At 74.1% G+C, this 25,811-nt stretch carries 22 protein-coding genes; 6 read left to right on the forward strand and 16 right to left on the reverse strand.

Annotated features, from left to right (window positions below; all coding sequences use genetic code 11):
- Positions 1-42: 42 nt before the first annotated feature.
- Positions 43-1,608 (reverse strand): TolB family protein, encoded by a 1,566-nt coding sequence (locus tag ACZ7RU_RS35055; RefSeq protein ID WP_470345046.1) that lies wholly within the window; start codon positions 1,606-1,608, stop codon positions 43-45.
- A 152-nt stretch (positions 1,609-1,760) separates the two neighbouring features.
- A complete protein-coding gene (locus ACZ7RU_RS35060) occupies positions 1,761-3,170 on the reverse strand; it encodes a TolB family protein (RefSeq protein WP_470345047.1) in 1,410 nt (469 codons plus the stop codon).
- Between the two features lie 219 nt (positions 3,171-3,389).
- On the opposite strand from ACZ7RU_RS35060, the gene ACZ7RU_RS35065 reads away from it, so the two are divergent.
- The 4 genes from ACZ7RU_RS35065 (at position 3,390) to ACZ7RU_RS35080 (ending at position 8,222) form a co-directional block, all read left to right on the forward strand.
- Positions 3,390-4,298 (forward strand): LysR family transcriptional regulator, encoded by a 909-nt coding sequence (locus tag ACZ7RU_RS35065; protein WP_470345048.1) that lies wholly within the window; start codon positions 3,390-3,392, stop codon positions 4,296-4,298.
- Between the two features lie 260 nt (positions 4,299-4,558).
- Entirely contained in the window at positions 4,559-5,134 is a 576-nt protein-coding gene (locus ACZ7RU_RS35070; RefSeq protein ID WP_470345049.1) for a TetR/AcrR family transcriptional regulator, read from the forward strand.
- Positions 5,135-5,174: 40 nt separating this feature from the next.
- A complete protein-coding gene (locus tag ACZ7RU_RS35075) occupies positions 5,175-6,128 on the forward strand; it encodes a Gfo/Idh/MocA family protein (RefSeq protein ID WP_470345050.1) in 954 nt (317 codons plus the stop codon).
- 225 nt (positions 6,129-6,353) lie between these two features.
- On the forward strand, positions 6,354-8,222 hold the full coding sequence (locus tag ACZ7RU_RS35080) for an endonuclease/exonuclease/phosphatase family protein (RefSeq protein ID WP_470345051.1): 1,869 nt from the start codon (positions 6,354-6,356) through the stop codon (positions 8,220-8,222).
- 150 nt (positions 8,223-8,372) lie between these two features.
- Here ACZ7RU_RS35080 and ACZ7RU_RS35085 read toward each other — a convergent pair whose 3' ends face one another.
- Both ACZ7RU_RS35085 and ACZ7RU_RS35090 read right to left on the reverse strand, forming a co-directional pair.
- A complete protein-coding gene (locus ACZ7RU_RS35085) occupies positions 8,373-10,748 on the reverse strand; it encodes an ATP-binding cassette domain-containing protein (RefSeq protein ID WP_470345052.1) in 2,376 nt (791 codons plus the stop codon).
- A 219-nt stretch (positions 10,749-10,967) separates the two neighbouring features.
- Positions 10,968-11,381, reverse strand: coding sequence for a VOC family protein (locus ACZ7RU_RS35090; protein WP_470345053.1), 414 nt, complete (start codon positions 11,379-11,381; stop codon positions 10,968-10,970).
- A 206-nt stretch (positions 11,382-11,587) separates the two neighbouring features.
- On the opposite strand from ACZ7RU_RS35090, the gene ACZ7RU_RS35095 reads away from it, so the two are divergent.
- Positions 11,588-12,406 carry an alpha/beta fold hydrolase gene (locus ACZ7RU_RS35095; protein ID WP_470345054.1) on the forward strand — a complete coding sequence of 273 codons (819 nt, stop codon included), beginning with the start codon at positions 11,588-11,590 and terminating at the stop codon, positions 12,404-12,406.
- Positions 12,407-12,515: 109 nt separating this feature from the next.
- On the opposite strand, the gene ACZ7RU_RS35100 is transcribed toward ACZ7RU_RS35095, so the two are convergent.
- The 12 genes from ACZ7RU_RS35100 to ACZ7RU_RS35155 form a co-directional block, all read right to left on the reverse strand.
- On the reverse strand, positions 12,516-13,736 hold the full coding sequence (locus tag ACZ7RU_RS35100) for a C40 family peptidase (RefSeq protein ID WP_470345055.1): 1,221 nt from the start codon (positions 13,734-13,736) through the stop codon (positions 12,516-12,518).
- A gap of 164 nt (positions 13,737-13,900) precedes the next feature.
- Positions 13,901-15,025: an alcohol dehydrogenase catalytic domain-containing protein gene (locus ACZ7RU_RS35105; RefSeq protein ID WP_470345056.1), complete on the reverse strand. Its 1,125-nt coding sequence runs from the start codon at positions 15,023-15,025 to the stop codon at positions 13,901-13,903.
- A 94-nt stretch (positions 15,026-15,119) separates the two neighbouring features.
- A complete protein-coding gene (locus ACZ7RU_RS35110; RefSeq protein ID WP_470345057.1) occupies positions 15,120-16,112 on the reverse strand; it encodes an ROK family protein in 993 nt (330 codons plus the stop codon).
- A 56-nt stretch (positions 16,113-16,168) separates the two neighbouring features.
- Positions 16,169-16,864, reverse strand: a complete 696-nt coding sequence (locus ACZ7RU_RS35115; protein ID WP_470345058.1) for an HAD-IA family hydrolase — start codon at positions 16,862-16,864, stop codon at positions 16,169-16,171.
- Positions 16,861-17,721, reverse strand: a complete 861-nt coding sequence (locus ACZ7RU_RS35120; protein WP_470345059.1) for a TIGR03619 family F420-dependent LLM class oxidoreductase — start codon at positions 17,719-17,721, stop codon at positions 16,861-16,863. Before ACZ7RU_RS35120 ends, ACZ7RU_RS35115 begins: the two co-directional genes overlap by 4 nt.
- A complete protein-coding gene (locus ACZ7RU_RS35125; RefSeq protein WP_470345060.1) occupies positions 17,718-18,572 on the reverse strand; it encodes a VOC family protein in 855 nt (284 codons plus the stop codon). The genes ACZ7RU_RS35120 and ACZ7RU_RS35125 overlap by 4 nt, the downstream gene beginning before the upstream one ends.
- Before the next feature lie 52 nt (positions 18,573-18,624).
- Positions 18,625-19,524 (reverse strand): NADP-dependent oxidoreductase, encoded by a 900-nt coding sequence (locus tag ACZ7RU_RS35130; RefSeq protein WP_470345061.1) that lies wholly within the window; start codon positions 19,522-19,524, stop codon positions 18,625-18,627.
- Positions 19,521-20,336: an SDR family oxidoreductase gene (locus ACZ7RU_RS35135; RefSeq protein WP_470345062.1), complete on the reverse strand. Its 816-nt coding sequence runs from the start codon at positions 20,334-20,336 to the stop codon at positions 19,521-19,523. The genes ACZ7RU_RS35130 and ACZ7RU_RS35135 overlap by 4 nt, the downstream gene beginning before the upstream one ends.
- Positions 20,329-21,324, reverse strand: coding sequence for a zinc-dependent alcohol dehydrogenase (locus ACZ7RU_RS35140; RefSeq protein WP_470345063.1), 996 nt, complete (start codon positions 21,322-21,324; stop codon positions 20,329-20,331). Before ACZ7RU_RS35140 ends, ACZ7RU_RS35135 begins: the two co-directional genes overlap by 8 nt.
- A complete protein-coding gene (locus ACZ7RU_RS35145) occupies positions 21,321-22,535 on the reverse strand; it encodes an MFS transporter (protein ID WP_470345064.1) in 1,215 nt (404 codons plus the stop codon). The genes ACZ7RU_RS35140 and ACZ7RU_RS35145 overlap by 4 nt, the downstream gene beginning before the upstream one ends.
- Positions 22,532-23,596, reverse strand: a complete 1,065-nt coding sequence (locus ACZ7RU_RS35150; protein WP_470345065.1) for a 3-oxoacyl-ACP synthase III family protein — start codon at positions 23,594-23,596, stop codon at positions 22,532-22,534. Before ACZ7RU_RS35150 ends, ACZ7RU_RS35145 begins: the two co-directional genes overlap by 4 nt.
- Entirely contained in the window at positions 23,593-24,840 is a 1,248-nt protein-coding gene (locus ACZ7RU_RS35155; protein WP_470345066.1) for a sedoheptulose 7-phosphate cyclase, read from the reverse strand. Before ACZ7RU_RS35155 ends, ACZ7RU_RS35150 begins: the two co-directional genes overlap by 4 nt.
- A gap of 239 nt (positions 24,841-25,079) precedes the next feature.
- Here ACZ7RU_RS35155 and ACZ7RU_RS35160 point away from each other — a divergent pair, with 239 nt between their 5' ends.
- A complete protein-coding gene (locus ACZ7RU_RS35160; protein WP_470345067.1) occupies positions 25,080-25,691 on the forward strand; it encodes a TetR/AcrR family transcriptional regulator in 612 nt (203 codons plus the stop codon).
- The last annotated feature ends 120 nt before the right edge of the window (positions 25,692-25,811 follow it).

The raw sequence follows: 25,811 nt of genomic DNA on the forward strand, positions 1-25,811 counted from the left end.
ACGCCGGCCCCGCCGACGTCCCGCCCCCGTCGCGGTTCCGGGCTACCGCTCGTCGCCGTCCTCGCCCTGGTCGTCGCCGTCGCCCCGGTGGAGCCCGGTGGGCTTGGCGAAGACCTGGTCGTTCTCGGCCGCCGGAGCGTCGGTGCCGGCGACCAGGTTGCCGCTGGTCGAGTCGAACACCACGGTGGTGCCGGCGGCGGACACGAACGGCTGCTTCGACGAGCCGTTGCCCGACGAGCCGTCCGGTGCGGTGGCCACCCGCTCGGTGCGACCGGTGCGCAGGTCCTGGCGGTAGACGTCCCAGCCCGGGTGCTGCGGCCCGGCGACCAGGTTGTCGGCGGCGGACTCGAAGTAGAGCCACCGGTTGTCGGCGGTGATCGAGCCGTGGTCGGACGAGCCGGTCGAGCTGGTGCCGGGCAGACCGCCGCTGACCCTCGTCACGGCCCCCGTGCGCAGGTCCCGGACGTGCAGCACGGTGTGGTACCGGTGGCCGCCGGTCGAGCCGCCGGGCTCGGGCAGGGTGTAGATCGCGTACCGCCCGTCGGGGCTGATCGTGGCCTCGAAGCTGGAGTTGCCGACGGCGCCGTCGGGGCCCACGCTCACCGGGGTGAGCGTCCTGGAGGGCACGTCGTAGGTGTAGTAGACGGCGGAGGTCGGGCGGGCCAGCAGCGGCTGCGCCACGGACTGCGCCACCGACCGCGGGACGCCGCGGCGCGCGGCCTCGGCGGCGCTCGGGGTGAGCTCGGTGTCGGCCGCGGCCGCCGCGGCGGCCGGGGCGGGGCCCTGCTCGGGCGGCAGCAGGTCGGAGATGGAGCCGAAGCCGATGGTGCGGCCGTCCGCGCTGACCGTGGGGCGGAAGGAGGTGAGCTCGCCCGGCCTGCCCTGCACGTCGTGGGAGATCAGCCGGGTGGTGTGGGTCCGGCGGTCGGTGAGGTAGACGTTGATCTTCCAGGTGTAGGGCCTGGCGAGCGAGGGCTCGGGGGCGGGCCCGGGCTCGGGCCCGGGGTCCACGACGGCCGGGTCCAGGTCCGTCCGGGAGGACACGTACGCCACGTAGCGGCCGTCGGCGCTGATCGAGGGCGCGTACGAGGCGTGGTAGGGGTCGGTGTCGGTGGCGGTGAGCCCGCCGCTGACCAGTTCGGTGCGGCCGGTCCTGAGGTCCCGGACGTACACCTCGGTGCGCCCCTTGACCTGCATGCCGGGCACCGCGTTGTCGGCGTCGCTCTCGAAGGCGACGTAGCGGCCGTTGGCGCTGATCGCGGCCTGTTCGGTCGAGCCGTTCAGCCGCTCGCCCGAGTCGGACAGGTCGACCTGCTCGGTGCGGCCGGTGCGCAGGTCCTTCACGTAGGCGTCGCGCGAGCCCGGTGGGGTCCCGGGCACCAGGTTCGAGGCCCAGGAGGTGAACAGGGCGTAGCGGCCGTCCGCGCTGACGCCCTGGCCGAAGGACTGGTTGTCGGGTACGGCGCCGTTCAGCCCGGTGCTGACCCGGGTGGTGCCGCGCGGCGGCGGGGCGGCGTGGGCCGGTGCAGCGGTGACGGCGAGCAGGGCGGCCGCGGCCAGGGCGCTGCCGCCGCCCGCCGGCCACCGGTTGCGGGTGGTACGTGTCATGAGGTGTTCCCCCTCCGATCGCCCGGCCGGGCTCCCTCCCGGCGACGGGCTCCTCCGGGAGAGCCAATCGTCGGGAGGGCCGGTGGTCAACGTCCGTGGGTGAGCTCGGCGGAAAATACGTCAACGGACGTATGCGGAGGGGGGTCAGAGCGTCACAGGCGGCGCAGGAAGACGTCCGTGGCGGCGTTGGTGTCGCCGGGCACCAGGTTGCCGTCCTCGGCGTCGAAGAGCACCGTGCCGCCGGTGGCGTCCACGACCGGGCCGTAGGAGGTGGAGGTGCTCTGCCCGCCGTCCTCGGTGAGGCTGACCCGTTCGATCCGGCCGGTCCACAGGTCGCGGCGGAAGACGTCGCTGGTGTCGTTGGTGTCGCCGGGGACGAGGGTCTCGGCGGAGGACTCGAAGTAGACCCAGCGGCTGTCGGCCGTCATGACGCCGGACCCCGAGGACCGCTTCGTGGTGGCGCCGGGCAGGTCGGTGTTGACCTTGGTGAGCGTGCCCGTGGCCAGCTCGTGGACGTACACGTCCAGCCGGATGCCGTGGTTGGAGGTGGGGATCCCGGCGCCGGACACCGGGAGGGCGTAGACCGCGTAGCGGCCGTCCGGGCTGATCCGGGCCGCCAGGCCGACGCCGCGCCGGCCGCCGGTGCCGTCCACGCTGCCGACGGTGATCCGGCCGGTGTCGGCCTTCCAGACGTAGTACGGGTAGTAGCGGGGGCCGGTGAGCCCGGGCGCGTCGGTGTCCGCGGCGTCGGCGTCGGCGGCGTCGTCCGGGGCCGGGTCGGCGGGACCGGGCGGCAGCAGGTTCCCGGCGCGGGAGGTGAAGCCGATGGTCGAGCCGTCCGCGCTGATGGTCGGGTGGTAGGAGTGGTTGTCGGCGCCCTCGCCCTCGGTGCCGACGGTGACCAGCCGGGTGGTGCGGGTCCAGCGGTCGGTGACGTAGATGTTGGACTTGCCGCGCTTCACCCCGGCGGCGAGGTCGGTGCGGGTGGAGGCGTAGGCGACGTAGCGGCCGTCCCGGCTGAGGCTGGGGCTGGTCGCGGTGCGGATGCTCTGGTCGTCGGTGCTCGGCAGGGTCCCGGCGGAGACCAGCTCGGTGCGGCCGGTCCAGCGGTCGCGGACGTAGACGTCGGCGGCGTGCGTCGGCCGGCCGGGCAGCACGTCGGTGGCGGCGGTGCTGAACGCCACGTACCGGCCGTCGGCGCTGATCGCGGCGTCGGTGGTGGGGGCGTTGAGCCGGGAGCCGTCGTCGGCGACGCTGGCCAGCTCGAGGTGCCCGTTGCGCAGGTCCCGGACGTAGACCTCGTCGGAGTTCGGGGTGCCGGTGCCGGGCAGCAGGTTGGTCGCGGTCGAGGTGAACAGGGCGCAGCGGCCGTCCTCGCTCAGGCCGAGCGCGGACGAGTAGCCGTTCAGCTGCTCGCCCTTGAAGCCCTCGCTGACCCGGGCGGTGTCGCCCTTGGGCGGCCGGGCCTCGGCGGCGGGCGGCGCGGCGACGGCGGCCACGGCGGCGGCGGCCAGGACGGCGGCGGTACGGGCGAGCCGGTGCCGGGTGCGTGGGTGGGTCATGGATCGTCCTCCCCTGATGACGGTGCCGGGCCCACGGCCCCCGCGGCCCGGTCGGTACGAGCCAAGCGCCGGGCCGGGCGGGTGGTCAACGAGCGGGGGGCGATCTCGTCCGGAAATACGCCACCGGCGGTGCCTCCGGCCGAAGCCGCCGCTCCGGTCGGTCCGGACCCCGCGCTGCGGCCGGTCCGCCGCACCGCGCCGCGCTGGCAGAATTGATCCGTGATCGACGCACGACGGCTGCGGACCCTGCGGGCCGTGGCGGACCACCGCACCGTGACCGCCGCGGCGGCCGCCCTCTACCTGACCCCCTCCGCGGTCTCCCAGCAGCTGGCCGCCCTGGAGCAGGAGACCGGCCACCACCTGCTCGCCCGGGAGGGCCGGGGCGTGCGGCTGACCGCCGCCGGGGAGATCCTGCTCGGCCACGCCGACGTGGTGCTCGCCCAGCTGGAGCGCGCCGAGGCCGACCTGGCCGCGTACAGCGCGGGCGTCTCCGGGGAGGTCACCGTCGCCTCCTTCGCGACCGCCATCGCCTCCGTGCTGGCCCCCGCCGTCGGCCTGCTCGCCGGGCGCGCGCCCGGGGTGCGGCTCAAGGTGCTGGACGCCGAGGGCGACGCCAGCCTGCCGATGGTGCTGGACGGCCGCGCCGACCTCGCGGTGGCCGTCGAGTACCGGGGCGCCCCGCGCGCCGACGACGCCCGGCTGACCCGGGTGCCGCTGTACGCCGAGCCGTTCGAGGCCGTGCTGCCGCTCGGCCACCGGCTGGCCGGGGAGTCCGGCCCGCTGGCCGTCGCCGAGCTGGCCGACGAGCCGTGGATCGGGCCGTACCCGGGCAACCCCTGCCACGACGTGGTGCTGCTGGCCTGCGAGCACGCGGGGTTCCAGCCCCGGCTGCTGCACTCCTCGGACGACTTCCGCGCCGTGGTGGCGCTCGCCTCGGCGGGCCTCGGGGTGGCGCTGGTGCCGCGCTCGGCGCTGCGCGGCGTCGACCTCGGCGAGGTCGCGGTGCGCCCGGTGGACAGCGAGCTGGCCACCCGACGGGTCTTCGCCGCCGTCCGGGCGGGCGCGGACGGGCACCCGCTGATCCGGCCGGTCCTGGACTCCCTGGCCGAGGCGGCCGCGGCCGCGTAGCGCGGGCCGGACGGCTGCCCGGGCGAGGCCCGGAAAAGGCTGTGCGGCTGCTCGGCGTCCCGGGTCGGGCGGCCGCGCCGTTGCAGCCGGCGTGGCGTCCCGGCCCGGGCGGCCGGGCAGCCGCAGGTCCTCGGGGTCGGCCCGGTGTCCGGCCGCCGGGCACCCGGTGACGAGGGTGATCCGGCGGTACCGATCGGTTCCGACTCGAAAACGGTACCGATCGGTGCCGTTTGGCGTCAAGGGCGGTTAGGATCGGTGTCATGGCAGTCAACGCACGGGCGCGCCTGCTGAGCACGGCAGAGTCCCTCTTCTACGCCCACGGGATCCACGCGGTCGGCGTGGAGCGCATCCTCTCCGAGTCCGGCGTCGGCCGGGCCTCCTTCTACCGGCACTTCGCCGGCAAGGAGGCGCTGGTGACGGCCGTCCTGGAAGGCCGCGACCAGCGGTGGCGCGCCTGGCTCTCCGAGCGGGTCGCGGCCCACGGCGGCCATCCGCTGACCGTCTTCGACGCACTGGCCGAACGCTTCGCGGCGCAGGACTACCGCGGCTGCGTCGCCATCAACACGATGACCGAGATCTCCGACCCCGCCAGCCCGGCCCGCGAGATGGCGGCGCTCCACAAACGGCGCGTCATCGAGCTGGTCGAGCAGCTCATGCGGGCCGCCGACATCCCCGAACCCGCGGAGCGGGCACGGCAGTTCGCCCTCCTGATGGACGGCGCCATCGTCACCGCCCTGCGCGAGGGCACCCCGGACGCCGCCCGCCGGGCCCGCGGCATCGCCGAGACCCTGCTGGCCGCCCGGCCGGACGCACGGGGCGGGGACGGCGACGCATAGGGTGGGGGGCGGCCGACGACCGCGCACCACAGGAGTCCCCATGAGTTCGACAGCCGCACCCGACACCCGGCTCCCGGTCGGGGTGATCGGCCTCGGCGACATCGCGCAGAAGGCCTACCTGCCGGTGCTCACCGCACTGCCCGGGCTCGACCTGCGGCTGATGACCCGCGACGCGGCCAAGCTGGACCGGCTCGGCGAGACCCACCGGATCGCCCCCGAGCACCGCTTCACCGACCTCGGCGCACTGATCGGCAGCGGCATCCGCGCCGCCTTCGTGCACGCCGCCACCGACCAGCACGTCCCGATCGTCGAGCAGCTGCTCACCGCCGGGGTGGACGTCTACGTCGACAAGCCGCTCGACTACACCCTGGACGGCGCCCGTCGGCTGGTCGACCTCGCCGACCGCACCGGCCGCTCGCTGATGGTCGGCTTCAACCGCCGCCACGCGCCCGGCTACGCCCAGGCCAAGGAGCGTCCGCGCGACCTGATCGTGCTCCAGAAGAACCGCGAGGGCCTGCCCGAGACCGCCCGCACCCTGGTGTACGACGACTTCATCCACGTCGTGGACCTGCTGCGCTTCCTGGCCCCCGGCGAGATCGAGCACGTGGACGTCCGGGCCCGCACCCGGGACGGGCTGGTCGAGCACGTGGTGCTCACCCTCGGCGGGGCCGGGTTCACCGCGCTGGGCATCATGAACCGCCTCTCCGGCTCCACCGAGGAGGTGCTGGAGGTCTCCGGCGGCGACTCCAAGCGCGAGGTGCGCAACCTGGCCGAGGTGATCGACCACCGCGGCCAGCCGACCGTCCGCCGCCGCGGCGACTGGGTGCCGGTGGCCCGGCAGCGCGGCATCGAGCAGTGCGTGCTGGCCTTCCTCGCGGCCGTCCGGGCCGGGCAGACCCTGGACGCCCACGACGCGCTGCGCACCCACGAGCTGTGCGAGCTGGTCGTGGAGCGGATCGAGGCTTCCTGGGCGTCCGCCGGGGGCGGGCTGTGAGCAGCCCGGACTGACCGTGAGTCACGTCACCCCGGTGGAACCGACAGTTCACCGGCGAGGTCTTGTCGGGTCGTTTTCTACGCGCGTATCTTGAGGGGCGCCGCGGGGGGCGGGTGTCCGTTCCCCCGCTTCCTCCCCACGCGAGTAGCCGCGCTCGAAGCGCGCCTCCGCCCGGACCGCCGTGCCACGACCGTGCCGCACGGCGGAGCTAGGAGTCCTGCCCCGGTGACCACCGTCCCCGCTCCCCGCCCCCGCAGAGCCCTGCTGCGCGCCGCCCTGATCCCGGCCTCGCTGGCCGCCTCGCTGGTGCTCGTCCCGCTGCCGGTGGCGAACGCCGCCGCGCCCGCGACCCCCGCCCCGACCGAGGCCGGCCCGCTGCGGATCCACGACGTCCAGGGCGGCACCCGGATATCCCCGCAGGCCGGCAAGGCCGTCACCGGAGTGCCCGGCATCGTCACCGGCGTGCGCGCGTACGGCAGTTCCAAGGGCTTCTGGATCCAGGACCCGAACCCGGACGCCGACCCGGCCACCAGCGAGGGCGTCTTCGTCTTCACCGGCGGCAACCCGACCGTGAAGGTCGGTGACTCGGTGCTGGTGAGCGGCAAGGTCACCGAGTACTACCCGAACTTCAACGGCGGCTCGCAGTCCCTCACCGAGATCTCCGCCCCCGGCGTCACCGTCCTGTCGGCCGGCAACCCGCTGCCCGCCCCGGTGGTCGTGGACACCCGCAACATCCCCGGCACCTACAGCCCGGCGGCCGGCGCGGACGGCTCCATCGACGGCGTCAGGCTCGACCCGGAGAAGTACACCCTGGACTTCTACGAGTCCCTGGAGGGCATGCTCGTCCAGGTCAAGGACGTCCGGGTGATCCAGGCCACCGACAAGTACAACGAGCTGTGGGTCGCCGCCGACCGCCAGGACCAGCGCAGCAAGCGCGGCGGCGTGCTGTACGAGTCCTACCGCGAGCCCAACGTCGGCCGCCTGATGGTCCAGCAGCAGGCCGCGGCCGCCCAGCAGCCCTTCCCGGTGGCCAACGTCGGCGACGAGCTGACCGGCACCACCACCGGCCCGCTGGACTACAACAACTTCGGCGGCTACACCCTGGTCGCCGGCACCCTGGGCACGCTGAAGGACAACCACCTCCAGCGCGAGGTCACCGCCCAGGCCGGCGACCGCGAACTCACCCTCGCCACCTACAACGTGGAGAACCTGGCGCCGGGCAACCCGGACGCCAAGTTCGCCGCGCTGGCCCAGGGCGTCGTCACCAACCTGCGCTCGCCCGACATCATCGCCCTGGAGGAGATCCAGGACGACAACGGCGCCAAGAACGACGGCACGGTGGACGCGAGCCAGACCGTCGCCAAGTTCACCGCCGCGATCAGGGCGGCCGGCGGCCCGTCCTACGACTGGCGCTCGGTCGACCCGCAGGACGGCAAGGACGGCGGCGAGCCCGGCGGCAACATCCGCCAGGTCTTCCTGTTCAACCCGCAGCGGGTGTCCTTCACCGACATCCCCGGCGGCGCCGCCACCACCGCCGTCGGCGTGACCGGCACCGGCGCGGACACCGCGCTGACCGCCTCGCCCGGCCGGATCGAGCCGAACGACGAGGCCTGGACCAACAGCCGCAAGCCGCTGGTCGGCCAGTTCTCCTTCCGCGGCAAGAAGGTCTTCGTGATCGCCAACCACTTCAACAGCAAGGGTGGCGACCAGGGCATCGACAGCCGGTTCCAGCAGCCGACCCGCGGCTCCGAGGTGCAGCGGACCAGGCAGGCCACCGTCGAACAGGCCTTCGTCGCCGGGCTGCTGGCCGCCGACAAGGAGGCCAGGATCGTCTCCCTCGGCGACTTCAACGACTACCAGTTCTCGCCCGCGCTCGCCGCGCTCACCAAGGACGGCGTGCTGCGCGACCTGGTGAACGAGCTGCCGGAGACCGAGCAGTACTCGTACGTCTTCCAGGGCAACTCGCAGGTGCTGGACCACATCCTGGTCAGCCCCGAGGTCGGCTACGCCAAGTACGACGTGGTGCACATCAACGCCGAGTTCGCCCAGCAGGCCAGCGACCACGACCCGCAGGTGGTCCGCATCAAGCCGTAGGACCGGGCCACGGCCGTCCTGCCTCCGCCGCCGGTGACCACCGGCGGCGGAGGCAGTGCCGTGTGACGGGGGAGCGGCCCGACTCCTCGACACGCCCCCGGCGTTCGGCGAGGCCCACCGGGCCGCGAGCCGGCCCGGCCCGGGTACGGCTCAGCCCAGGTACCGGGCCAGCGCCTCGCCGGTCAGCGTCGACCGGGCGGCGACCAGCTCGGCCGGGGTGCCCTCGAAGACCACCCGCCCGCCGTCGTGGCCCGCGCCCGGGCCGAGGTCGATGATCCAGTCGGCGTGCGCCATCACCGCCGGGTGGTGCTCGATCACGATCACCGACTTGCCGGACTCCACCAGCCGGTCCAGCAGCCCGAGCAGCTGCTCGACGTCCGCCAGGTGCAGGCCGGTGGTCGGCTCGTCCAGCACGTAGACGCCGCCCTTGTCCGCCATGTGGGTGGCCAGCTTGAGCCGCTGCCGCTCGCCGCCGGAGAGCGTGGTGAGCGGCTGGCCGAGGCTCACGTACCCGAGCCCGACGTCGGCGAGCCGCTCCAGGACGCGGTGCGCGGCCGGGAGCTTCGCCTCGCCCGAGCCGAAGAACTCCTCCGCTTCCGTCACCGGCATCGCCAGCACCTCGGCGATGTCCCGCCCGCCCAGGTGGTACTCCAGCACCGCCGGCTGGTAGCGCTTGCCCTCGCAGTCCTCGCAGGTGGTGGCCACCCCGGCCATCATCGCCAGGTCGGTGTAGACCACCCCGGCACCGTTGCAGGTCGGGCAGGCGCCCTCGGAGTTGGCGCTGAACAGGGCCGGCTTCACGCCGTTGGCCTTGGCGAAGGCCTTGCGGATCGGCTCCAGCAGCCCGGTGTAGGTGGCCGGGTTGCTGCGCCGGGAGCCCTTGATCGCGCCCTGGTCGACGGAGACCACGCCCTCCTCGGCGCGGATCGAGCCGTGGATCAGCGAGCTCTTGCCGGAGCCCGCCACGCCGGTCACCACGGTGAGCACCCCGAGCGGGACGTCCACGTCCACGTCCCGCAGGTTGTGGGTGCTCGCGCCGCGGATCTCCAGGGCGCCGGTGGGCTTCCGTACGGTCGCCCGCAGCGGCGTCCGGTCGGACAGGTGGCGGCCGGTCACCGTGCCGCTGGTGCGCAGCCCCGCCACGTCACCCTCGTAGCAGACCGTGCCGCCCGCCGTACCGGCTCCGGGACCGAGGTCGACCACGTGGTCGGCGATCGCGATGGTCTGCGGCTTGTGCTCCACCACCAGCACGGTGTTGCCCTTGTCCCGCAGGCGCAGCAGCAGCCGGTTCATCCGGTCGATGTCGTGCGGGTGCAGGCCGGTGGTGGGCTCGTCGAAGACGTAGGTGGTGTCGGTGAGCGAGGAGCCGAGGTGGCGGATCATCTTGACCCGCTGCGCCTCGCCGCCGGAGAGGGTGCCGGAGGGGCGGTCGAGCGAGAGGTAGCCGAGGCCGATCTCCACGAACGAGTCGAGGGCCTGCCGGAGCGAGCCGAGCAGCGGCGCCACCGAGGGCTCGTCCAGGCCGCGGACCCAGTCGGCGAGGTCGCTGATCTGCATCGCGCAGGCGTCGGCGATGCTGACCCCGGCGATCCTGGAGGAGCGGGCGGCCTCGCTGAGCCGGGTGCCCCCGCAGTCGGGGCAGGCGGTGAAGGTCACGGCCCGCTCCACGAAGGCCCGGATGTGCGGCTGGAGCGCCTCCTTGTCCTTGGCGAGCATGGACTTCTGGATCTTGGGGACCAGGCCCTCGTAGGTGAGGTTGACGCCGTTGACCTTGACCTTGGTCGGCTCCCGGTACAGGAAGTCCCGCAGCTCCTGCTTCGTGTACTTGCGGATCGGCTTGTCCGGGTCCAGGAAGCCCGAGTTGGCGTAGACGCCCACCGTCCACCAGCTGTCCGTCTTCCAGCCGGGGATGGTGATCGCGCCCTCGGAGATCGACTTGCTGTCGTCGTACAGCTGGGTGAGGTCGATGTCCGAGACGGTGCCGCGGCCCTCGCAGCGCGGGCACATGCCGCCGGTGATGCTGAAGCTGCGCCGCTCCTTGACCGTCTTCCCGCCGCGCTCGACGGTGACGGCGCCGGCGCCGCTGATCGAGGGGACGTTGAAGGAGAAGGCCTTGGGGGAGCCGATGTGCGGGGTGCCGAGGCGGCTGAACAGGATGCGCAGCATCGCGTTGGCGTCGGTGGCGGTGCCGACGGTGGAGCGCGGGTCGGCGCCCATCCGCTGCTGGTCGACGATGATCGCCGTGGTCAGGCCCTCCAGGACGTCCACCTCGGGGCGGGCCAGGGTGGGCATGAAGCCCTGGACGAAGGCGCTGTAGGTCTCGTTGATCAGCCGCTGGGACTCGGCGGCGACGGTGTCGAAGACCAGCGAGCTCTTGCCCGAGCCGGACACCCCGGTGAACACCGTCAGCCGGCGCTTGGGGATGTCGACGCTGACGTCCTTGAGGTTGTTCTCGCGGGCGCCGTGCACGCGGATCAGGTCGTGGCTGTCGGCGACGTGCGGCTGCGCGTCCGTCCGCTCGGGCATCGTTCTCTTCGCTCCCTGGCTCTCGGCGGTCTGGGGTGGAGGGGGCCGGGCAGGCCCGCCCCGCGGCCGCCGTCGGTGTGCTCGGACCCCTCGATCCAACCATCGATCCGGCCGGGATCGAACGGGTTTCCGGTACGGCCGACGGCGGGACGGGGCGACGGCGGGGCGGGGCGGGCCGTGGTGCCCGCGGGGCCCGGCGCGGATCGGGCCGGGCCCGGCTCAGCCCAGCTCGTTGAAGCGGACCATGTTGCCCGCCGGGTCGCGGAACGCGCAGTCGCGGACGCCGTACGGCTGCTTCGTCGGCTCCTGGACCAGCTCGGCGCCGCCGGACTTCAGCCGGTCGAAGACGCCGTCCAGGTCGGTGGTGCCCAGGACGAGCCGGGCGTAGGTGCCCTTGGCCATCATCTCGGTGATGGTCCGCTGCTCCTCCTCGGTGCGGCCCGGGTCGGCGGAGGCCGGCTCCAGCACCAGGGAGACGTCGGGCTGGCCGACCGGGCCGACGGTGATCCAGCGCATCGGGCCGCCGCCGACGTCGTTGCGGACCTCGAAGCCGAGCAGGTCGCGGTAGAAGGCGAGGGAGGCCTCGGGGTCGGTGTGCGGGAGGAAGGTCCAGTGAATGGTGATGTCGTTCATGACTGCAACGCTAGGCGCGCACCCCGGCGGGGCGCTTCTCGAATCCTGACCGGTCCGCACGGCCGCCGGGGGAGCGGTGATCGTCGCGGTGACTTCCCCCAGCGCCGGACGTGGCGACCGGGCGCAGCGGTGTGGGACCAGATCGACCCGCGACGATCCGTTAGTCTCAAGGGAGTTGGTGTCCGTCGGCGTCGGGAGGGTGACCTGTGGCCGTGCACGTGACCGTGTGGGACGACCGCGATCGGACCGGAGAGGACCGGGCCCCGGCGGCCCCGGCCCTCTTCGTCCACAACATCTTCACCTGGGGGAGCGACCCCGTGTACGGGTTCGCCGGGCAGCGGCCCCTCGCGGACGGCCGACGGCTCCTCCTGGTGGACCGCAGGGGCTACGGGGACAGCCCGGACACCGCGTGCAGCGACTTCGACGTCGACGCCCAGGACCTCGTGGAGGTCCTCGAAGACGGGCGCCGAGCCGCGGGGCCCGGCGGCGCCCACCTCGTGGGGCACGGGAACGGCGCCGTCGCCGCGCTCATCGCCGCCGCGCGCCGGCCCGACCTCGTCTGCTCCCTCGCCCTCATCCAGCCCTCCGCCTTCACCGCCGCCGCGCACCACCCGGTCGTCGCCGCCCTCCTCGACCGGGTGCGCGACGGCGCCCCGGGCATCCCGGACGACGTCACGCCGGAGCAGTACCTGCGGGCGTCCACCGAGGGGCTGGGGATGGACACGCCCGAGCCCACGTCGCGCCGGCTCCGTGCCGTGGCCACCTCCATGAGGGAGCGGCCCGTCTGGGAGGCGGAGATCCCGCTGGAGACGATCCGGAAGGCCGCCCTGCCGGTCCTGGTGATCTGCGGGACCTGGGAGCGTGCGCCCGCCGCGTACCGCGAGCACGTGGGGCTGCCCCTGATGGCCGTGGCCGAGTCCCTCGCGGAGTCCCTCGCGGGCCGGCTCCTCCGGGTGCCCGGGTACTACCCGCACACCCAGGAGCCCGCCGCCGTCAACGCCGCCCTGCGGGAGTTCTGGGGCTGACCCGCTCCCGCGTCGGCCACCGGTCCCGCGCTGCTCCGACTCGCCCGGCGGTCCCCCGCGGCGACGGGGCCACGGCCGGGGAGCCGGGCCTCGTCGCGGCGGACACGCCTTAGCAGTCGGGGATGGTGGTGCCGTTGTTGTCCCTGGCCGTGTCGTTGCCCCAGCGGGAGAGGTAGAAGGCCGACACCCACTGGCTGGCCGGGCCGGCGTCCGCGTCGGTCCTCAGCCACCAGTGGTTGTAGCCGTCGCCGTTGGAGACCTCGCGGCCCCAGGCTTTGCAGAAGACGTAGTTCGTGCCCTGGTACAGCGTGCCGGTGGCGTCGGTGGAGGTCGGCGAGGCGTAGACGCTCGCGCTCGCGAAGGTGTCCACCCAGTACTTGCCGGTGGCGGGTGGGGTGCCGCCGCCCGCGCAGGTGGGGATGGTGGTGCCGTTGTTGTCCTTGGCCACGTCGTTGCCCCAGCGGGAGAGGTAGAAGGCCGACACCCACTGGCCGCCGGGGCCCACGTCCGGGTCCGTCTTCAGCCACCAGTGGTTGTAGGCGCCGCCGTTGGAGACCTCGCGGCCCCAGGCCTTGCAGAAGACGTAGTTCGTGCCCTGGTACAGCGTCCCGGTGCTGGTGGTGGAGGTCGGGGAGCCGTACACCGGCGCGTTGGCCAGGGTGTCCACCCAGTACTGGCCGCTGTCCGACGGGGGCGTGGTGGGCGGGGTCGTGCCGCCGGGGCCGTACAGCCGGACGGCGCCGTAGTAGTCGCCGTGCGAGGAGAGCGCCGCCACCTGGACGTGGCCGCCGGAGTAGGGGGCCTCGACGATCCAGCCCTGCCCGAGGTACATCGCGACGTGGTGGATGGTGGAGGCGGTGTTGCCGAAGAACACCAGGTCGCCGGGGAGCAGCGGTGCGGTGCCGTCCGCCCGGTAGTAGCGGGCGACCGCGCGGGAGGTCGGCCACTGGGTGCGGGTGGTGCCGTTGACGACGTCCTCGCCGACCGCCAGGTCGTAGGCGTAGCGGACCATGCCGGAGCAGTCCAGGCCGCGGACGTGGCAGTCGTTCGGCGCGCCGTTGGCGGGGTCGCAGAGGCCGTACGTCGGGCCGGGCTGCGAGCCGTGGCCGCCGCCCCACGAGTACGGGGTGCCGATCAGTCCGCAGGCGGAGCGGACGGCGGCGTCCGCCTGCGCCGCCGCGCCGGTGGAGAGCACCCCGCAGGCGGGCGCGGCCCGGGCCGCTCCGGCGCCGGCGAAGAACACGCCGACCGACACCAGGACCAACAGCAGGGCCGCCCACCGCAGGGAGGCGACCAGCCGTCCTGACAGGAGGTTTACGCGCGTAGTCATGGTCGCGCATCCTTTCGGAGCCGCTGACTCCCGGTCAATGGCCGTGCCCCACACACGTCCTGTGGTTCCGCGCAGTTGCCGGTCCGGGTGTTCCGGGCACGCCGACCGGCAACTGCGTGGCATCCGGCCGGCGTCCGGCCCGACCGGAGGCTGCGGGGGCCCGGCTACGGCAGCCGGGCGCCCGGACGGGCCGGGTCGTTGCCCAGGTCGATGACCAGGCGGACGACGAGCTCGCCGTCGACGGTGCGGGTGCGGTCGCCGATGATCCGGTTGAGGTGGCGGACACCGGGCTCCAGGTCCAGGACGTGGGTGAGCAGCGGGTCGGCGGTGGCGTCGGTCCGCAGGGCCTCGGCGGCGGCGAGGAGCTGGGCGTTGGTGACGCCGCGGTTGCCGCTCAGGGTGAGGCGCAGGCCCGGGCGGGTGAAGGTGGTGGTGGCCGGAGGCCACGGCCCGCCGGTGTTGGCGCGGCGGACGCCGTCGAGGTCGACGCCGGGCAGCAGGGGAGTGCCGGCGTGCGGCGGGACGCCCCCGAGGGGGTGGACGGCGACCAGGCGTTCGCCGAGCGAGCCGACGGCGGCCTCGACGGCGGGGACGGTGCCGCCGCGATGGGTGGTGACCAGGAGCGCGACGGCGCCGGTGGCGTACCGGTCGAGCGGCTCGGTGGCCAGGACGCCCACCGCGTGCGGCAGGTGGTCCCGGGTCCAGCGGAGGCCGGCCTTGCTCCGGTGGACCACGACGACCCGGACCGTCGGGAAGAGGAAGCGGGGCGCGAGCAGGGCGGCGAGGTTGCCGGTCAGGCCGTCCCCGTGCACGACGAGGGTGTCGGGGGCCGAGGCGGCCAGGCAGGAGAGGGCGTAGCGGACGACGGCGTACGGCTCGACCAGGGTGGCGCGGGCGGCGGGGAGGTCCTCGGGCAGGTGGGAGACCAGGCCGCCGCGGACGGCCGAGGCGCCGATCAGCACGCGCTGCTGGAACAGGCCCGGCACGTTGTGGCCGAGGAGGAAGGAGGGGTCGCCGGGGTGGGTCGGGTTGACCACCACCCGGTCACCGGAGGCGAAGCCGTCGGTGCCGGGACCGGCGGCGACGACCCGGGCGGCGCCCTCGTGGCCCACGACGGGCGAGGGGTCGTCGCGGTCGCCGCGCAGGATCTGGATGTCGGTGCCGCAGAGGCTCACGTGCTCGGGTGCGAGCAGGAGTTCGCCCTCGCCCGGGTCCGGGGTGGGGACCTCCTCGATGCGGCAGGTGGTGCCGTGGCGGACGATCGCGCGGTGGGTGGCCGTGGCCGGCATGGGGTCCTTCCGGAGGGTGACGTCGAAGGGATGGGGAGTCGGCGGTCGGTGCTTGGCGGGGGTCAGCGCGGTGTGACGTCGGTGCGGTGTGACGTCAGCGCTTGGTGACGGTCAGCGCGCCGCGGGAGAGCGCGAGGGCGCCCGCCATCGGGTCCACCTCACCGGGGCGGCAGAGCCGCAGGCCGTGTCCGGCCCGGTCGGGATCGCGGTCGGCGTAGCTGCGCACCTCGCCCAACTGGCGTACCAGTTCGGTGCGGTAGGGGTCGCCAAGGCCTTCCGCGTAGCCGCCGCCGATGCCGATCAGGTCGGTGCGGGGATCGAGGCAGCGCACGGTGCGCACGATCTCCGCGACGGGTTCCACGACGGTGGCGAGCAGGCGGTGGGCGGCCCGGTCCCCGGAGCGCAGCAGGGCCGGGAGGGCGTCGCGGATCCCCGCCGGGCGCTCCATGCCGAGGGCGGCCGCGACGTGCGGCAGCGCGGGGCCGGCGGCCACGGCGGCCACGTGGCCCGTCCCGCCGCAGGGGCAGCTCAGCGCGCGGACGGCGGCGGGCGCGGTGGAGACGGCCGGGAGGTGGCCGACCTCGCCCTGGAGGCCGTGGGCGTCGACCGGGACGGAGCGTTCGGTGAGGTCGGCGGTGCGCAGGGCGATGCCGCTGCTCACCGTGACGTACACGACCCGGCGGTGGTGGGGCCGGGCGAACCGCTCGACGAAGCTCGCCAGCGCGGCGGTGACGTCGTTGTACAGGTGCCAACGGACGTCCGGGCGGCGGGCGGTGAGCAGGGCGCGGAGCGGCACGGGCCGCTCCGGGCCGCCGCCCCAGAGCGGGCCCGAGCCGTGCAGCACGCCGTGCTCCTCGTCCATCGCGGCACCGCAGGACATCGCCACCCGGGCGTCCGCCGGCACCGCGTCGGCCAGGGTCTCGACCAGCAGGTCGAGCAGCACGGCCGGATCCTCCCCGGGCCGGTTGAGGACGCTGGGCGCGGGGAGCCGTACGGTCTCCCCCGACCCGGTGCGGATCCGCAGCCAGGTCCCGCCGAGGTCGACGGCGACCTCGGGGCGCACCGGGCGGTCGCGATCCCCCGGCACCGTCCGAGGAGCCGGAGGACTCGGAGGACTCGGAGGGCTGAGAGGGCTGAGAGGGGTCACCGCCGGATCCCCTCGGCGGCCACGGCGTGCGCCCGGGAGGGCCGGATCTCCACCCGGATCCGGCCGTCCCGGAGCCGCGCGGTGACGGCGGTCAGGTCGTCGACCCGGTACGTGGCCGCCTCGGCGGCCGGGGCGGCGACGGCGACGGCGGTGCCGCCGGAGCGGCGGGCGGCGAGCAGGCCGGGGGCGGAGTCCTCGAACAGGAGGCAGTCGGCGATGTCCACGCCGAGCAGGCGGGCGGCGGTGCGGAAGCCCTCCGGGTCGGGCTTGCCGGCCCGGACGTCGCCGGCGCAGACGGCGACGTCCGGCAGCGGGAGTCCGGCGGCGGTGAGGCGGCGTTCGGTCATGGTGCGGGAGGCCGAGGTGACGACGGCCCAGGTGTGGGCGGGCAGCGAGGCGAGCAGTCGGCGGGCGCCCGGGATCTCGTCGACGGGGTCGGTGGCGGCCTCCTCGCGGTCCCGGATCCAGGCGACCTCGGCGGCGACGGCGTCGCCGCCGGCCGCGGGGAGGCAGCCGGCGACGATGTCCTGCGCGGTGCGGCCGGGCAGCGCGGCGAGCACGGTGGCGGGGTCGAGCCGGTGGCGGGCGGCGAACTCCCGCCAGAGGCGGTCGATGGAGGCGGCGGAGTCGACCAGGGTGCCGTCCATGTCGAAGAGCAGGGCGCGGGCCGTCACGGCGAGGGGGGCGGTCATGTTCCGATCTCCAGGACGTCCGCGGCGAGCCGGATCAGGTCGAGGTCCTGCTCCCAGCCCCGGCGCAGCCGCTGGTCGCCGGGGTCGGTGTCGAGGATCACGTGGTCGGCGCCGCTGTCGCGCAGCAGGGCGACGTCGGCCCGGATCTGGTCGGGTGTGCCGTAGCCGAGGGGCCGGGAGTCCGGGTCGACGGGCGCGGTGGTGGGGAGGAAGAAGATCCTCGGCGCGAACTGCTTGCCCTCCGCGAGGGCCTTGGCGGCCTGGGCGCACAGCTGGCGGCTGGGGTGGAGCGGGTGCCAGGCGGTGCCGATCCGGTTGACGCGTTCCAGGGCCCGCGGTCCGTTGCCGCCGATCCACAGCGGGGGGTGCGGGTCCTGCGCGGGCCGGGGCGCGGTGTGCACCCGGTGGCCGCGGTGGGTGATGACGTCGGAGGTCCAGGCGTCGACCAGGACGTCCAGGACCTCGTCGGTGAGGGCGCCGCGCCGGTGGAAGTCCACGCCGAGGACGTTGAAGGCGCGCGGGGCCCAGCCGACGCCGAAGCCGACGACGAGGCGGCCGCCGCTGAGCCGGTCGATGGTGGCGGTGGCCCGGGCGAGCGCGACCGGGTGGCGGTGCGAGGCGATGAGGACGCCCGCGCCGAGCCGGACGGTCTCGGTCTGCCCGGCGAGCCAGGACAGGGTGGCCAGGCTCTCGTAGAACGGCGCGGGTGAGCGCCGGTGGGCGTCGTCGGTGAGGGCGAGGTGGTCGGAGACCAGGACGGTGTCGAAGCCCAGGCGTTCGGCCTCGCGGGTCCAGGTGAGCATGCCCTCGGGGGTCATCTGGTGGCCGAAGTTGGGCAGGTTGATGCCGAATTTCACCTGGTCACCGGCCCGGGGAGGGTGAGGCCGAAGGGGGCGTGGTGGACCGTGGACGCCGGGCTCGGCCCGGCCCGGAGTTCGAGCAGGTTGCCGCCGAGCCGGTCGAGGGGGCGTGGCGGCCGCTGGCCGGGGATCCCGTGTTCGAAGAGTTCGAGGTTGACGGCGTCGTCGACGACGAGCATGGCCATCGCCGAGGTGCCCTCGACGTCGAGGTCGAACTGGCGCCGCATGAAGGCCCGTTCGGCGGCGATCTCGGTGCGCAGGACGACCCGTGCCCGGTGGTGGGCGACCAGGTGGTCGACGGCGGCGTCGAGGCTCCGGACGCTGTACCCGGTGTGGTCCAGGCCGAGCAGGGTGGGCAGGGCGGCGTCGTCGGCCGGCCGCTGGCCGTGGTGGAGCCGTTCGGCGGTCGTGTCGGCGTAGCCGGGGACGTCGGGCCACTGCTGGAGTTCGAAGAGGGTGCCCCACGGGGAGCGGAAGTAGATCCAGCGGTTCCCGCGGATCGGGCCCTCGGGGATGGTGACGATGTCGCCGAGGAGGTCGACGCCGGGGACCTTCTCCAGGTGGGTGGCGGCGGCCTCGATGTCGCCGACCCGCAGGCAGAGGTGGTTGGTGCCGATGTCGACCAGGCGGGGCGGCGCCTCGGGGGCGCCGAGCGGCGCGGTGGGGACGAACCGCACCTCGACGCCGGCGGAGAACGACACGGTGCCGGCCCCGCCGTGCCGGTTCGCGGTGGAGGGCCCGGTCAGGTCCGCGAGGAAGGCCGTGGCCTGCGCGACGTCGGGCACCGCCACCGTGATCCGGTGGGCCGGCGGGCGGGTGTCCGGGATCGGGTCCGGGGTCGTGGTCATGCGGGGGTTCCTCCGTGGAGCGGGGCCGGTGCGGGGTGCGGGTGCGGGTGGGTCACGGCAGGAGCAGGACCTTTCCCCGCAGGCCGCCCGCGCCGAACTCCTGGTGGGCGCGGGCGGCGTCGGCGAGCGGGTAGCGGCGCCCGGTCGGCACGGTGAGGCGCCCGGCGGTGACCAGCTCGCTCAGGGTGCGGAGCTGGTCGCCGTTCTCGTCGACGTAGCTCTTGCGAGGGGTGATGCCGCGTTCGGGCGCCGGCTGGTCGTTGTCGTCGATGGCGACGAACTGGCCGCCGTCGGCGACCGCGCGGATCGCGGCGGCCACGCCCGCGGTGTCGACGACGGCCGTGTGGGTGGCGGCCGGAAGGTCCTGCGGCCGGGTGTGGACGGTGCCGACCCCGAGGGCCCGCAGCGCTTCGGCGTCGCCGGCGCGGGCCAGGGCGTCGACCGGGTGCCCGTCGGCGAGCAGCAGTTGGACGGCGATCCGGCCGACCGCGCCGGCGGCGCCGGTGACGAGCACCGGTGCGCCGGGCGGCAGCGTGAGCTTGGCCAGGGTCTGGACGGCGGTGAGTCCGGCGAGCGGCAGCGCGGCGGCCTCCTCCAGCGGCAGTCCGGCGGGGGCGGGGGCGAACAGGCGGGCGTCGGCGACGACCTGTTCGGCGTAGGTGCCGTAGCGGTGGGCCGGCTGGGCGACCATCCCGACGACCTGCTCGCCGACGGTGAACCGGGTGACCTCGCCGCCGGTCTCGGCGACGACGCCGGAGACGTCCCAGCCGGGGACGGCCGGGTAGGCCAGGTTCATGGTGAGGAAGCCGGACCGGGTCTTGAGGTCGACCGGGTTGACGGCGGCCGCGGTGACGACGACGCGGATGTCCTGCGGCCCGACGGGCAGTTCGGGCACCTCGTCGAGGGTCAGGACCTCCGGGTCGCCGGTGCGGTGGAAGGTGACGGCTTTCATGCGGGTGGGTTCTCCCTCGGAGGAACGGTGGTGAAGGCGTGGCGCGCGTTGGCCTCCGCCGCGGTCAGGGCGAGTCCGCCGTCGGCGAGGACCGAGGTGCCGGTGAGGTAGCCGGAGTCCGGTCCGGCCAGGAAGGCGATCAGCGAGGCGATCTCCTCGGCCCCGGCCGGGCGGCCCAGCGGGATGTCGGGACGGCGGATCTCCCGGTAGGCGTCCTCGTCGTGGACGCCGTTCATGGCGGTGGCGGTCTCACCGGGGGCGACGGAGTTGACCCTGATGCCGTACCGGCCGAACTCCAGGGCGAGCACCTTGGTGACCATGCCGAGGGCGGCCTTGCTGGCGCAGTAGAGCGCGCCGCCGGTGATGGGCACGGTCTCGTGGACGGAGGTGACGTTGACGATGCTGCCGCGGACGCCGTCGCGGATCATGCGGTGGCCCACCGCGGAGGCGAGGGCCATCGGGGCGAGGGTGTTGACCGCGAACACCTCGTCGGCCCGCTTCAGGTCCAGGGCGTCGGCGGCGCTGCGGTCGTTGACGCCGGCGTTGTTGACCAGGCAGTCGATGCGCCCGGCCCGCTCGACGGCGGCCAGGCAGCTGTCGACGGCGGCCCGCGGATCGCCCAGGTCGGCCCGGACCGGCACGCACTCGACGCCGGTGGCGTGCCGCAGTTCCCCGGCGAGCCGGTGGATCCGGTCCTCGCCGGTGGCGTAGCCGAGCAGCAGCCGGTGGCCGGGGCGGGCCAGCGCCCGGGCGGCGGCCCGGCCGATGCCGCTGCTGGCGCCGGTGATCAGGACGGTGTGGAGATCAGCCAACGCCCAGCACCACCTTGGGCCGGGTGCGGCCGAGTTGGAGCACCTCGAAGGCGTGGGCGACCTCGTCGAGCGGCACCACCCGGTCGACCAGGCCCGCGCCGAGTTCGTCGACGAGCGCGACGGCGCGGGCGTAGTGGTCGACGCCGTGCCGGACTCCGGCGATGCGGATGCCCTCGAGCGCGATCCGGCCGGGCTCGACGGTCTCGGTCTGCGCGGGGACGCCGACCAGGAGGCACAGGCCGCCGGGGCGCAGCCGGTCCAGTGCGGCGTTGAGGGTGCCGGGGGCGCCGGAGCACTCCACGACGATGTCGTAGCCGGTGGGGGCCTCGCCGGTGCGGGTGAACCGGTCGCGGTAGCTGCCGGGCGGGAGGTGGCCGACGGTGCCGGGTTCGGCGATGTCGACGGTGACCGGGTAGCGGGCGAGGACGGCGGCGGCGAGGCTGCCCATGGTTCCCGCGCCGACGACCAGGATCCGGTCGCCGGGCCGGGGGTCGGCCGCGTCGACCGCCTCCAGGACGGTGACCAGGGGCTCGACCAGGACGTGCTCCGGACGCGGGCGCTCCGTGCCCGGGCCGAACGGGACCAGGGCGTGGCGGGGCATCACCAGGTACTCGGCGGCGGCGCCGGTCCAGCCGTACAGGCCGACCTCGCGCAGCTCGGTGCAGAGGTTGCGGTGGCCGGAGGCGCAGGAGCGGCAGGCCTGGCAGGGGATCATGGTGGAGCCGGTGACCACCTCGCCCCGGCGCAGTCCGGTGACACCGGTGCCGGACTCCTCGACGGTGCCGACCCACTCGTGGCCGAAGCGGTGCGGGAAGGCGGCCCGCCCGTCGACGAGGTACGCGGAGGTGCCGTGGAGGATCTCCAGATCGCTGCCGCAGAGGCCGACGTAGGCGATCCTGACCAGGACCTCACCCGGCCCGGCGTCCGGGCGGGCGGTCTCCACCAGGCTCGTGGTGTGCGGTTTGTCGATGACCGCGGCCCGCATCATCGCCCCTCTCCGGCCGCCGGGGTGCGGCGGGTGCCCACGACCAGGGCGAGGACGGCGGCCAGGGCGAGCGCGGCGCCGACCGTCGGCAGCGAGACCAGCGATCCGCCGAGGGAGAGGGTGAGGGAGCCGATCCAGGCGCCGGCGGCGTTGGCGAGCTGGAAGCCCGCGATGTTGACGGTGGCCGCCAGGTTGGGGGCCCCGCTCGCGGCGGTGATCAGCTTGGAGGCCAGCGGGGGGATGATCGAGAAGCCCGCGGCGCCGAGGACGAACAGCCAGGGTGCGGTGAACCAGGTGCTCGAACCGAAGAGCGCGAGCAGGCCGAGCGAGACGGCGAGCGCGCCGAGCGCGACGAGCAGGGTGCGGTCGATGGAGCGGTCGGCGAAGTGCCCGCCGAGCTGGTTGCCGGCCACCGAGCCGACGCCGAAGACGAACAGCAGCACGGTGACGTGGCCGGCCGAGAAGCCGGTGTAGTCGCGCAGGAAGGGCGCGATGTAGGTGAAGACGACGAACAGGGCGGCCTGGCCGAGCGCCGTCAGGGAGAGGGCGGCCCACACCGCGGGGCGGGTGAAGACGGTGAGTTCGGCGGAGATCGACCCGGACGGGCGGGCGGGGGCGCGCCGGGTGACGGCCACGAGACCCACGGTCGCCAGGGTCTGGAACACCGCGACCACCACGAAGGAGGTCCGCCAGCCGAACTGGCCGCCGATCAGGGTGCCGAGCGGCACGCCGAGCACGGTGGCGAGGTTCAGGCCGAGCGAGACCCGGGCGATGACCCGGCCCTGGAACTCCGGCGGCACCAGCGAGGTGGCCAGGACCAGGCAGAGGGCGAAGAAGGTGGCGTGCGGCAGCGCGGTGACGATCCGGAAGACGACCAGGAGGGCGAAGTTGTCCGCCAGCGCGGTGCCGAGCGTGCCGATGACGAAGACCGCCATGGAGCCGATGATCAGCGGGGTGCGCGGCACCCGGGTGGTGACGATGGTGAGCAGCGGCCCGCCGATCATCACGGTGACCGCGTAGACGGTCACCAGGAGGCCGGCGGTGGCGTCGGACACCTTGACGTCGCTCGCGATGTCCGGCAGCACGCCGGCCACGAGGTACTCGACGGTGCCGACGCCGAAGACGGCGAGCAGCATCCAGAGCACCGCGGCGTTGGCGTTGGCGTTCGCCGCGGGAGCGGGTGCGGCGGTTTCGGTCCTGATGGTGTCGGTCAACGGACAGCTCCCGTCGTCTCGTTCTTCTCGGTGGTGCGGGCGGTGGCGCCGGTGTACTCCACGACGGCGCAGCCCCAGGTGAACCCGACGCCTATGCCGGTGAGCAGCACCAGGTCGCCCGGGGTGAGGGTGCCGGAGCGGCGCAGCAGGTCGAGGCCGATGACCGGGTCGGCGGCGCCGGTGTGCCCGATCTCCCAGCCGCGTTCGGCGAGCGTCTGGTCGGCGTCGATCTTCAGCGGTACGAAGCACTGCTTGCGCAGCAGGACCCGGCCGAAGTTCGGCACCAGCCAGCGGGCGATGTCGGAGTGGCTCACGCCGGCGTCGGCGAGCGCGGTCTCGGCGCAGCGCGACAGCGCGGCGGCGTTCCTGGTCCAGAACTCCTCGGTGCCGCGGTCCCCGACGAACACGGAGACCCGCTGGGGCAGGTCGAGGGGGGTGCCGGAGCCGTACTGGGGCATCGTCATCGGGTCGTCGCCCCGGTGCATCCGTTCCAGCGACGGGTCGCTCACCACGGAGGTGGACAGGACCCGGAAGGGGCCGCCGTCGTGGCCGAGGACCAGGGCGCCCGCGCCGTCGCCGTAGACCACCCCGCTGTCGGAGGACCAGCGGTCGAAGAGCGGCAGCTGCCAGGCGTCGGAGGCGGTGACCATGCCCTTGCCGGAGCCCGCGCACCAGCGGCCGACGAGTTCCATCCCGACGACGGCGCCCGCGCAGGCGGTGCGTATCTCGATCGGCAGGCAGTCCTCGATGCCGAGTTCGCCCTGGAGGTAGGCGCCGCAGTTCCAGGCCTCCAGCCCGTTGTGCAGCACCACCGCGTGGACCAGGAGGTCGATGTCGGCGGGGTCGGCGCCGGCGTCGGCGAGTGCGGCGCGTCCGGCGGTCACCGCCATCTCGGGGGCGCTCTCGCCGCGTTCGGGGCGCGCCACGACGACCGACACCTGCCCGGTCTTCTGGTGCTCGATCTCGTCGTACCGTCCGGCCGCCACCATCTCGGCGGCCGACTCGCGCTCCTCGGGCAGGTAGGAGCCGAAGCCCTCGATGTAGAGGTTGTCCCACTTCACGCGGCCTCACCGGCCCCGACGAGCCCGGCGGCCGACCGCAGTGCCGCCCCGTTGCGCTGGGCGGCGTCGAGTTCCTTGAGGGCGATGCCCAGTTCCTCGGGGGTGACGTCGTTGACGAAGCGGTGGTGTCCGATGCCGACCGGCAGCGGCAGCCGCTGCTGTCCGTCGCGGTGGCGCACGGTGTCGGCGAGTGCGCCGTCCAGGATTCCGGGGCGGGCCAGGACGTCGGTCCACAGCGGCAGGCGCAGTCGGCCCATCAGGGCCAGGACGCGCTCGGCCTGGTGCTTGGTGACGTCGCCGCGCATCCGTCCCATCACGGTGGTGAGCGCCATGTCGACGGCGACCGCCTCACCGTGCAGCAGCTCCGGGAGCGCCTCCATCTCGATGGTGGGGCTGAAGGTGTGCCCGTAGTCGACGCACCGTTCGAGGGTCTGCTCCCACAGGTTGGGCTGGAGCTCCTCCAGCATCAGGTGGATCGCCTCGGAGACCACCTGGCGGGCGGCGGTCTCCAGGGCGGGGGTGCTGCCCTGGAAGCGGTCCTCGATCAGCTGAGGCCCGAAGTCCTCGAGGAGGTCGAAGAGTTCGGCCGACTTGATCAGCGCCATCTTGAGGATCTCGGCCAGCCCGTTGGAGAGGTGCCGTGCGTCGAGGGTGCTCAGGAAGGAGCGGTCCACGAAGGTCGCCACCGGGGGCGCGTAGGTGCCGAGCCGGTTCTTGCCCTGCCCGTGGTTGACGCCGGTCTTGACGCCGACCCCGGCGTCGACCAGGCCGACCAGCGTGGTGGGTATCCGGACGTAGGGGGTGCCGCGCCGGTAGAGGCTGGCGGCGAGTCCGACGACGTCGAGCAGGACGCCGCCGCCGATCGCGATCACCGGTTCGCGCCTGCGGTCGATGCCGAAGTCGTTCATGGCGTCGACCACGTCGCTCACCGAGTCCCACCGTTTGACGCTCTCGTCCGCGCGGACGGGCAGCAGGGTGGCGGCGATGCCGTGGTGGTGGAAGTAGCGGGCGATCCGTTCGCCGTGGAGTTCCTGGACGGTGGAGTCGATCACCACGAGCCGGCGGTCGCCGGGCCGTAACGGGGCGTCGGCGCAGCCGGAGAGCAGCAGGGTGCCGGCGGGCTCGAACAGGTTCGGGGCCTCGACGACGTGGTACCGGACCTGTTTGACCGCCTCCACCGTCCAGGTCGGGGCGGTGGAGCGTCGGAGGGTCAGGCCTTCGGTGTACGGGGCGGTGGCATGCATGTGCGGTCCTCGGTGTGGGGAGTCGGTGTGTCGCGGCCGACGGCCGGGCTGGTCGCCGCGCCGCCTCGGGGATCTGACGGAACGTCACATCTTGTGGTGTGACGGTTCCTGTCACCGGCTCGGCGATACTAACATTCATGTAGTGCCCGCTACATGAATAGCGTGTTTCACTGGTGTGAAGCCGTCCTTCGGCGCGCACACCTCCGACCGGGCGCGCCACCGACGACATGGGAGCATCGATGGCAGGTGTACGCGGCCAGGGCCGCAAGTTCGACCTCGAGGACATCCTGGAGAAGGCGATGTTCGTCTTCTGGCGGCACGGCTACGACGGCACGTCGGTGGCCACGCTCACCCGGGAGATGGGGATCGGCGCCCCGAGCCTCTACGCCGCGTTCGGCAGCAAGGAGGGCCTGTTCCTCGCCGTCGTCGAGCACTACAACAACGGCTGGGGCGGCTTCATGCAGCGCGTCTTCGACGAGGAGCGGCACGCCGCCGCCCTGATCCGCCGCCTGCTGTACGAGGCGGCCGAGGCCTACGCCCACACCGACTGCCCCGGCGGCTGTCTGATCATCAGCTCCGCCACCCGGGTCTCCGAGGCCGGCCAGGAGGTCGCCGACCGCCTCCGCGAGCTGCGCAACGCCAACATCGACCGGCTGGAGGCCCGGATCGGGGCCGACGTCGACGCGGGCGTCCTGCCGGGCGGCACCGACGCCCGCGCGCTCGCCGAGTTCCTCGGGGTGATCGTCCAGGGCATGTCGCACCGGGCCCGGGACGGAGCGACGGTCGCGACGCTGCGGACCGTCGCGGGGATGGCGTGGGACTCCGTACGCGTCCCGCTGGGGAAGGCGTGAGCCGACGCCCCTGACCGGGCGTCGGCCGTCGACGCCCGGTCGGTCGGTGGCTGGTGCCCGGGCGGTCGGCTGTCGGGGCTCGGGCGCCCAGCTGTCACGGTTCGGACGTTCAGCCGTCGC

The organism is Kitasatospora sp. NPDC114501, assembly GCF_055633695.1.

Excerpts from the sequence above, each read along its gene's own strand:
- ACZ7RU_RS35140 (WP_470345063.1), bottom strand. The coding sequence starts at position 21,324 with ATGATGCGGGCCGCGGTCATCGACAAACCGCACACCACGAGCCTGGTG.
- ACZ7RU_RS35090 (WP_470345053.1), bottom strand. The coding sequence starts at position 11,381 with ATGAACGACATCACCATTCACTGGACCTTCCTCCCGCACACCGACCCC.
- ACZ7RU_RS35130 (WP_470345061.1), bottom strand. The coding sequence starts at position 19,524 with ATGAAAGCCGTCACCTTCCACCGCACCGGCGACCCGGAGGTCCTGACC.
- ACZ7RU_RS35100 (WP_470345055.1), bottom strand. The coding sequence starts at position 13,736 with ATGACTACGCGCGTAAACCTCCTGTCAGGACGGCTGGTCGCCTCCCTG.
- ACZ7RU_RS35125 (WP_470345060.1), bottom strand. The coding sequence starts at position 18,572 with ATGACCACGACCCCGGACCCGATCCCGGACACCCGCCCGCCGGCCCAC.
- ACZ7RU_RS35155 (WP_470345066.1), bottom strand. The coding sequence starts at position 24,840 with ATGCATGCCACCGCCCCGTACACCGAAGGCCTGACCCTCCGACGCTCC.
- ACZ7RU_RS35060 (WP_470345047.1), bottom strand. The coding sequence starts at position 3,170 with ATGACCCACCCACGCACCCGGCACCGGCTCGCCCGTACCGCCGCCGTC.
- ACZ7RU_RS35085 (WP_470345052.1), bottom strand. The coding sequence starts at position 10,748 with ATGCCCGAGCGGACGGACGCGCAGCCGCACGTCGCCGACAGCCACGAC.
- ACZ7RU_RS35070 (WP_470345049.1), top strand. The coding sequence starts at position 4,559 with ATGGCAGTCAACGCACGGGCGCGCCTGCTGAGCACGGCAGAGTCCCTC.
- ACZ7RU_RS35160 (WP_470345067.1), top strand. The coding sequence starts at position 25,080 with ATGGCAGGTGTACGCGGCCAGGGCCGCAAGTTCGACCTCGAGGACATC.
- ACZ7RU_RS35055 (WP_470345046.1), bottom strand. The coding sequence starts at position 1,608 with ATGACACGTACCACCCGCAACCGGTGGCCGGCGGGCGGCGGCAGCGCC.
- ACZ7RU_RS35075 (WP_470345050.1), top strand. The coding sequence starts at position 5,175 with ATGAGTTCGACAGCCGCACCCGACACCCGGCTCCCGGTCGGGGTGATC.
- ACZ7RU_RS35105 (WP_470345056.1), bottom strand. The coding sequence starts at position 15,025 with ATGCCGGCCACGGCCACCCACCGCGCGATCGTCCGCCACGGCACCACC.
- ACZ7RU_RS35115 (WP_470345058.1), bottom strand. The coding sequence starts at position 16,864 with ATGACCGCCCCCCTCGCCGTGACGGCCCGCGCCCTGCTCTTCGACATG.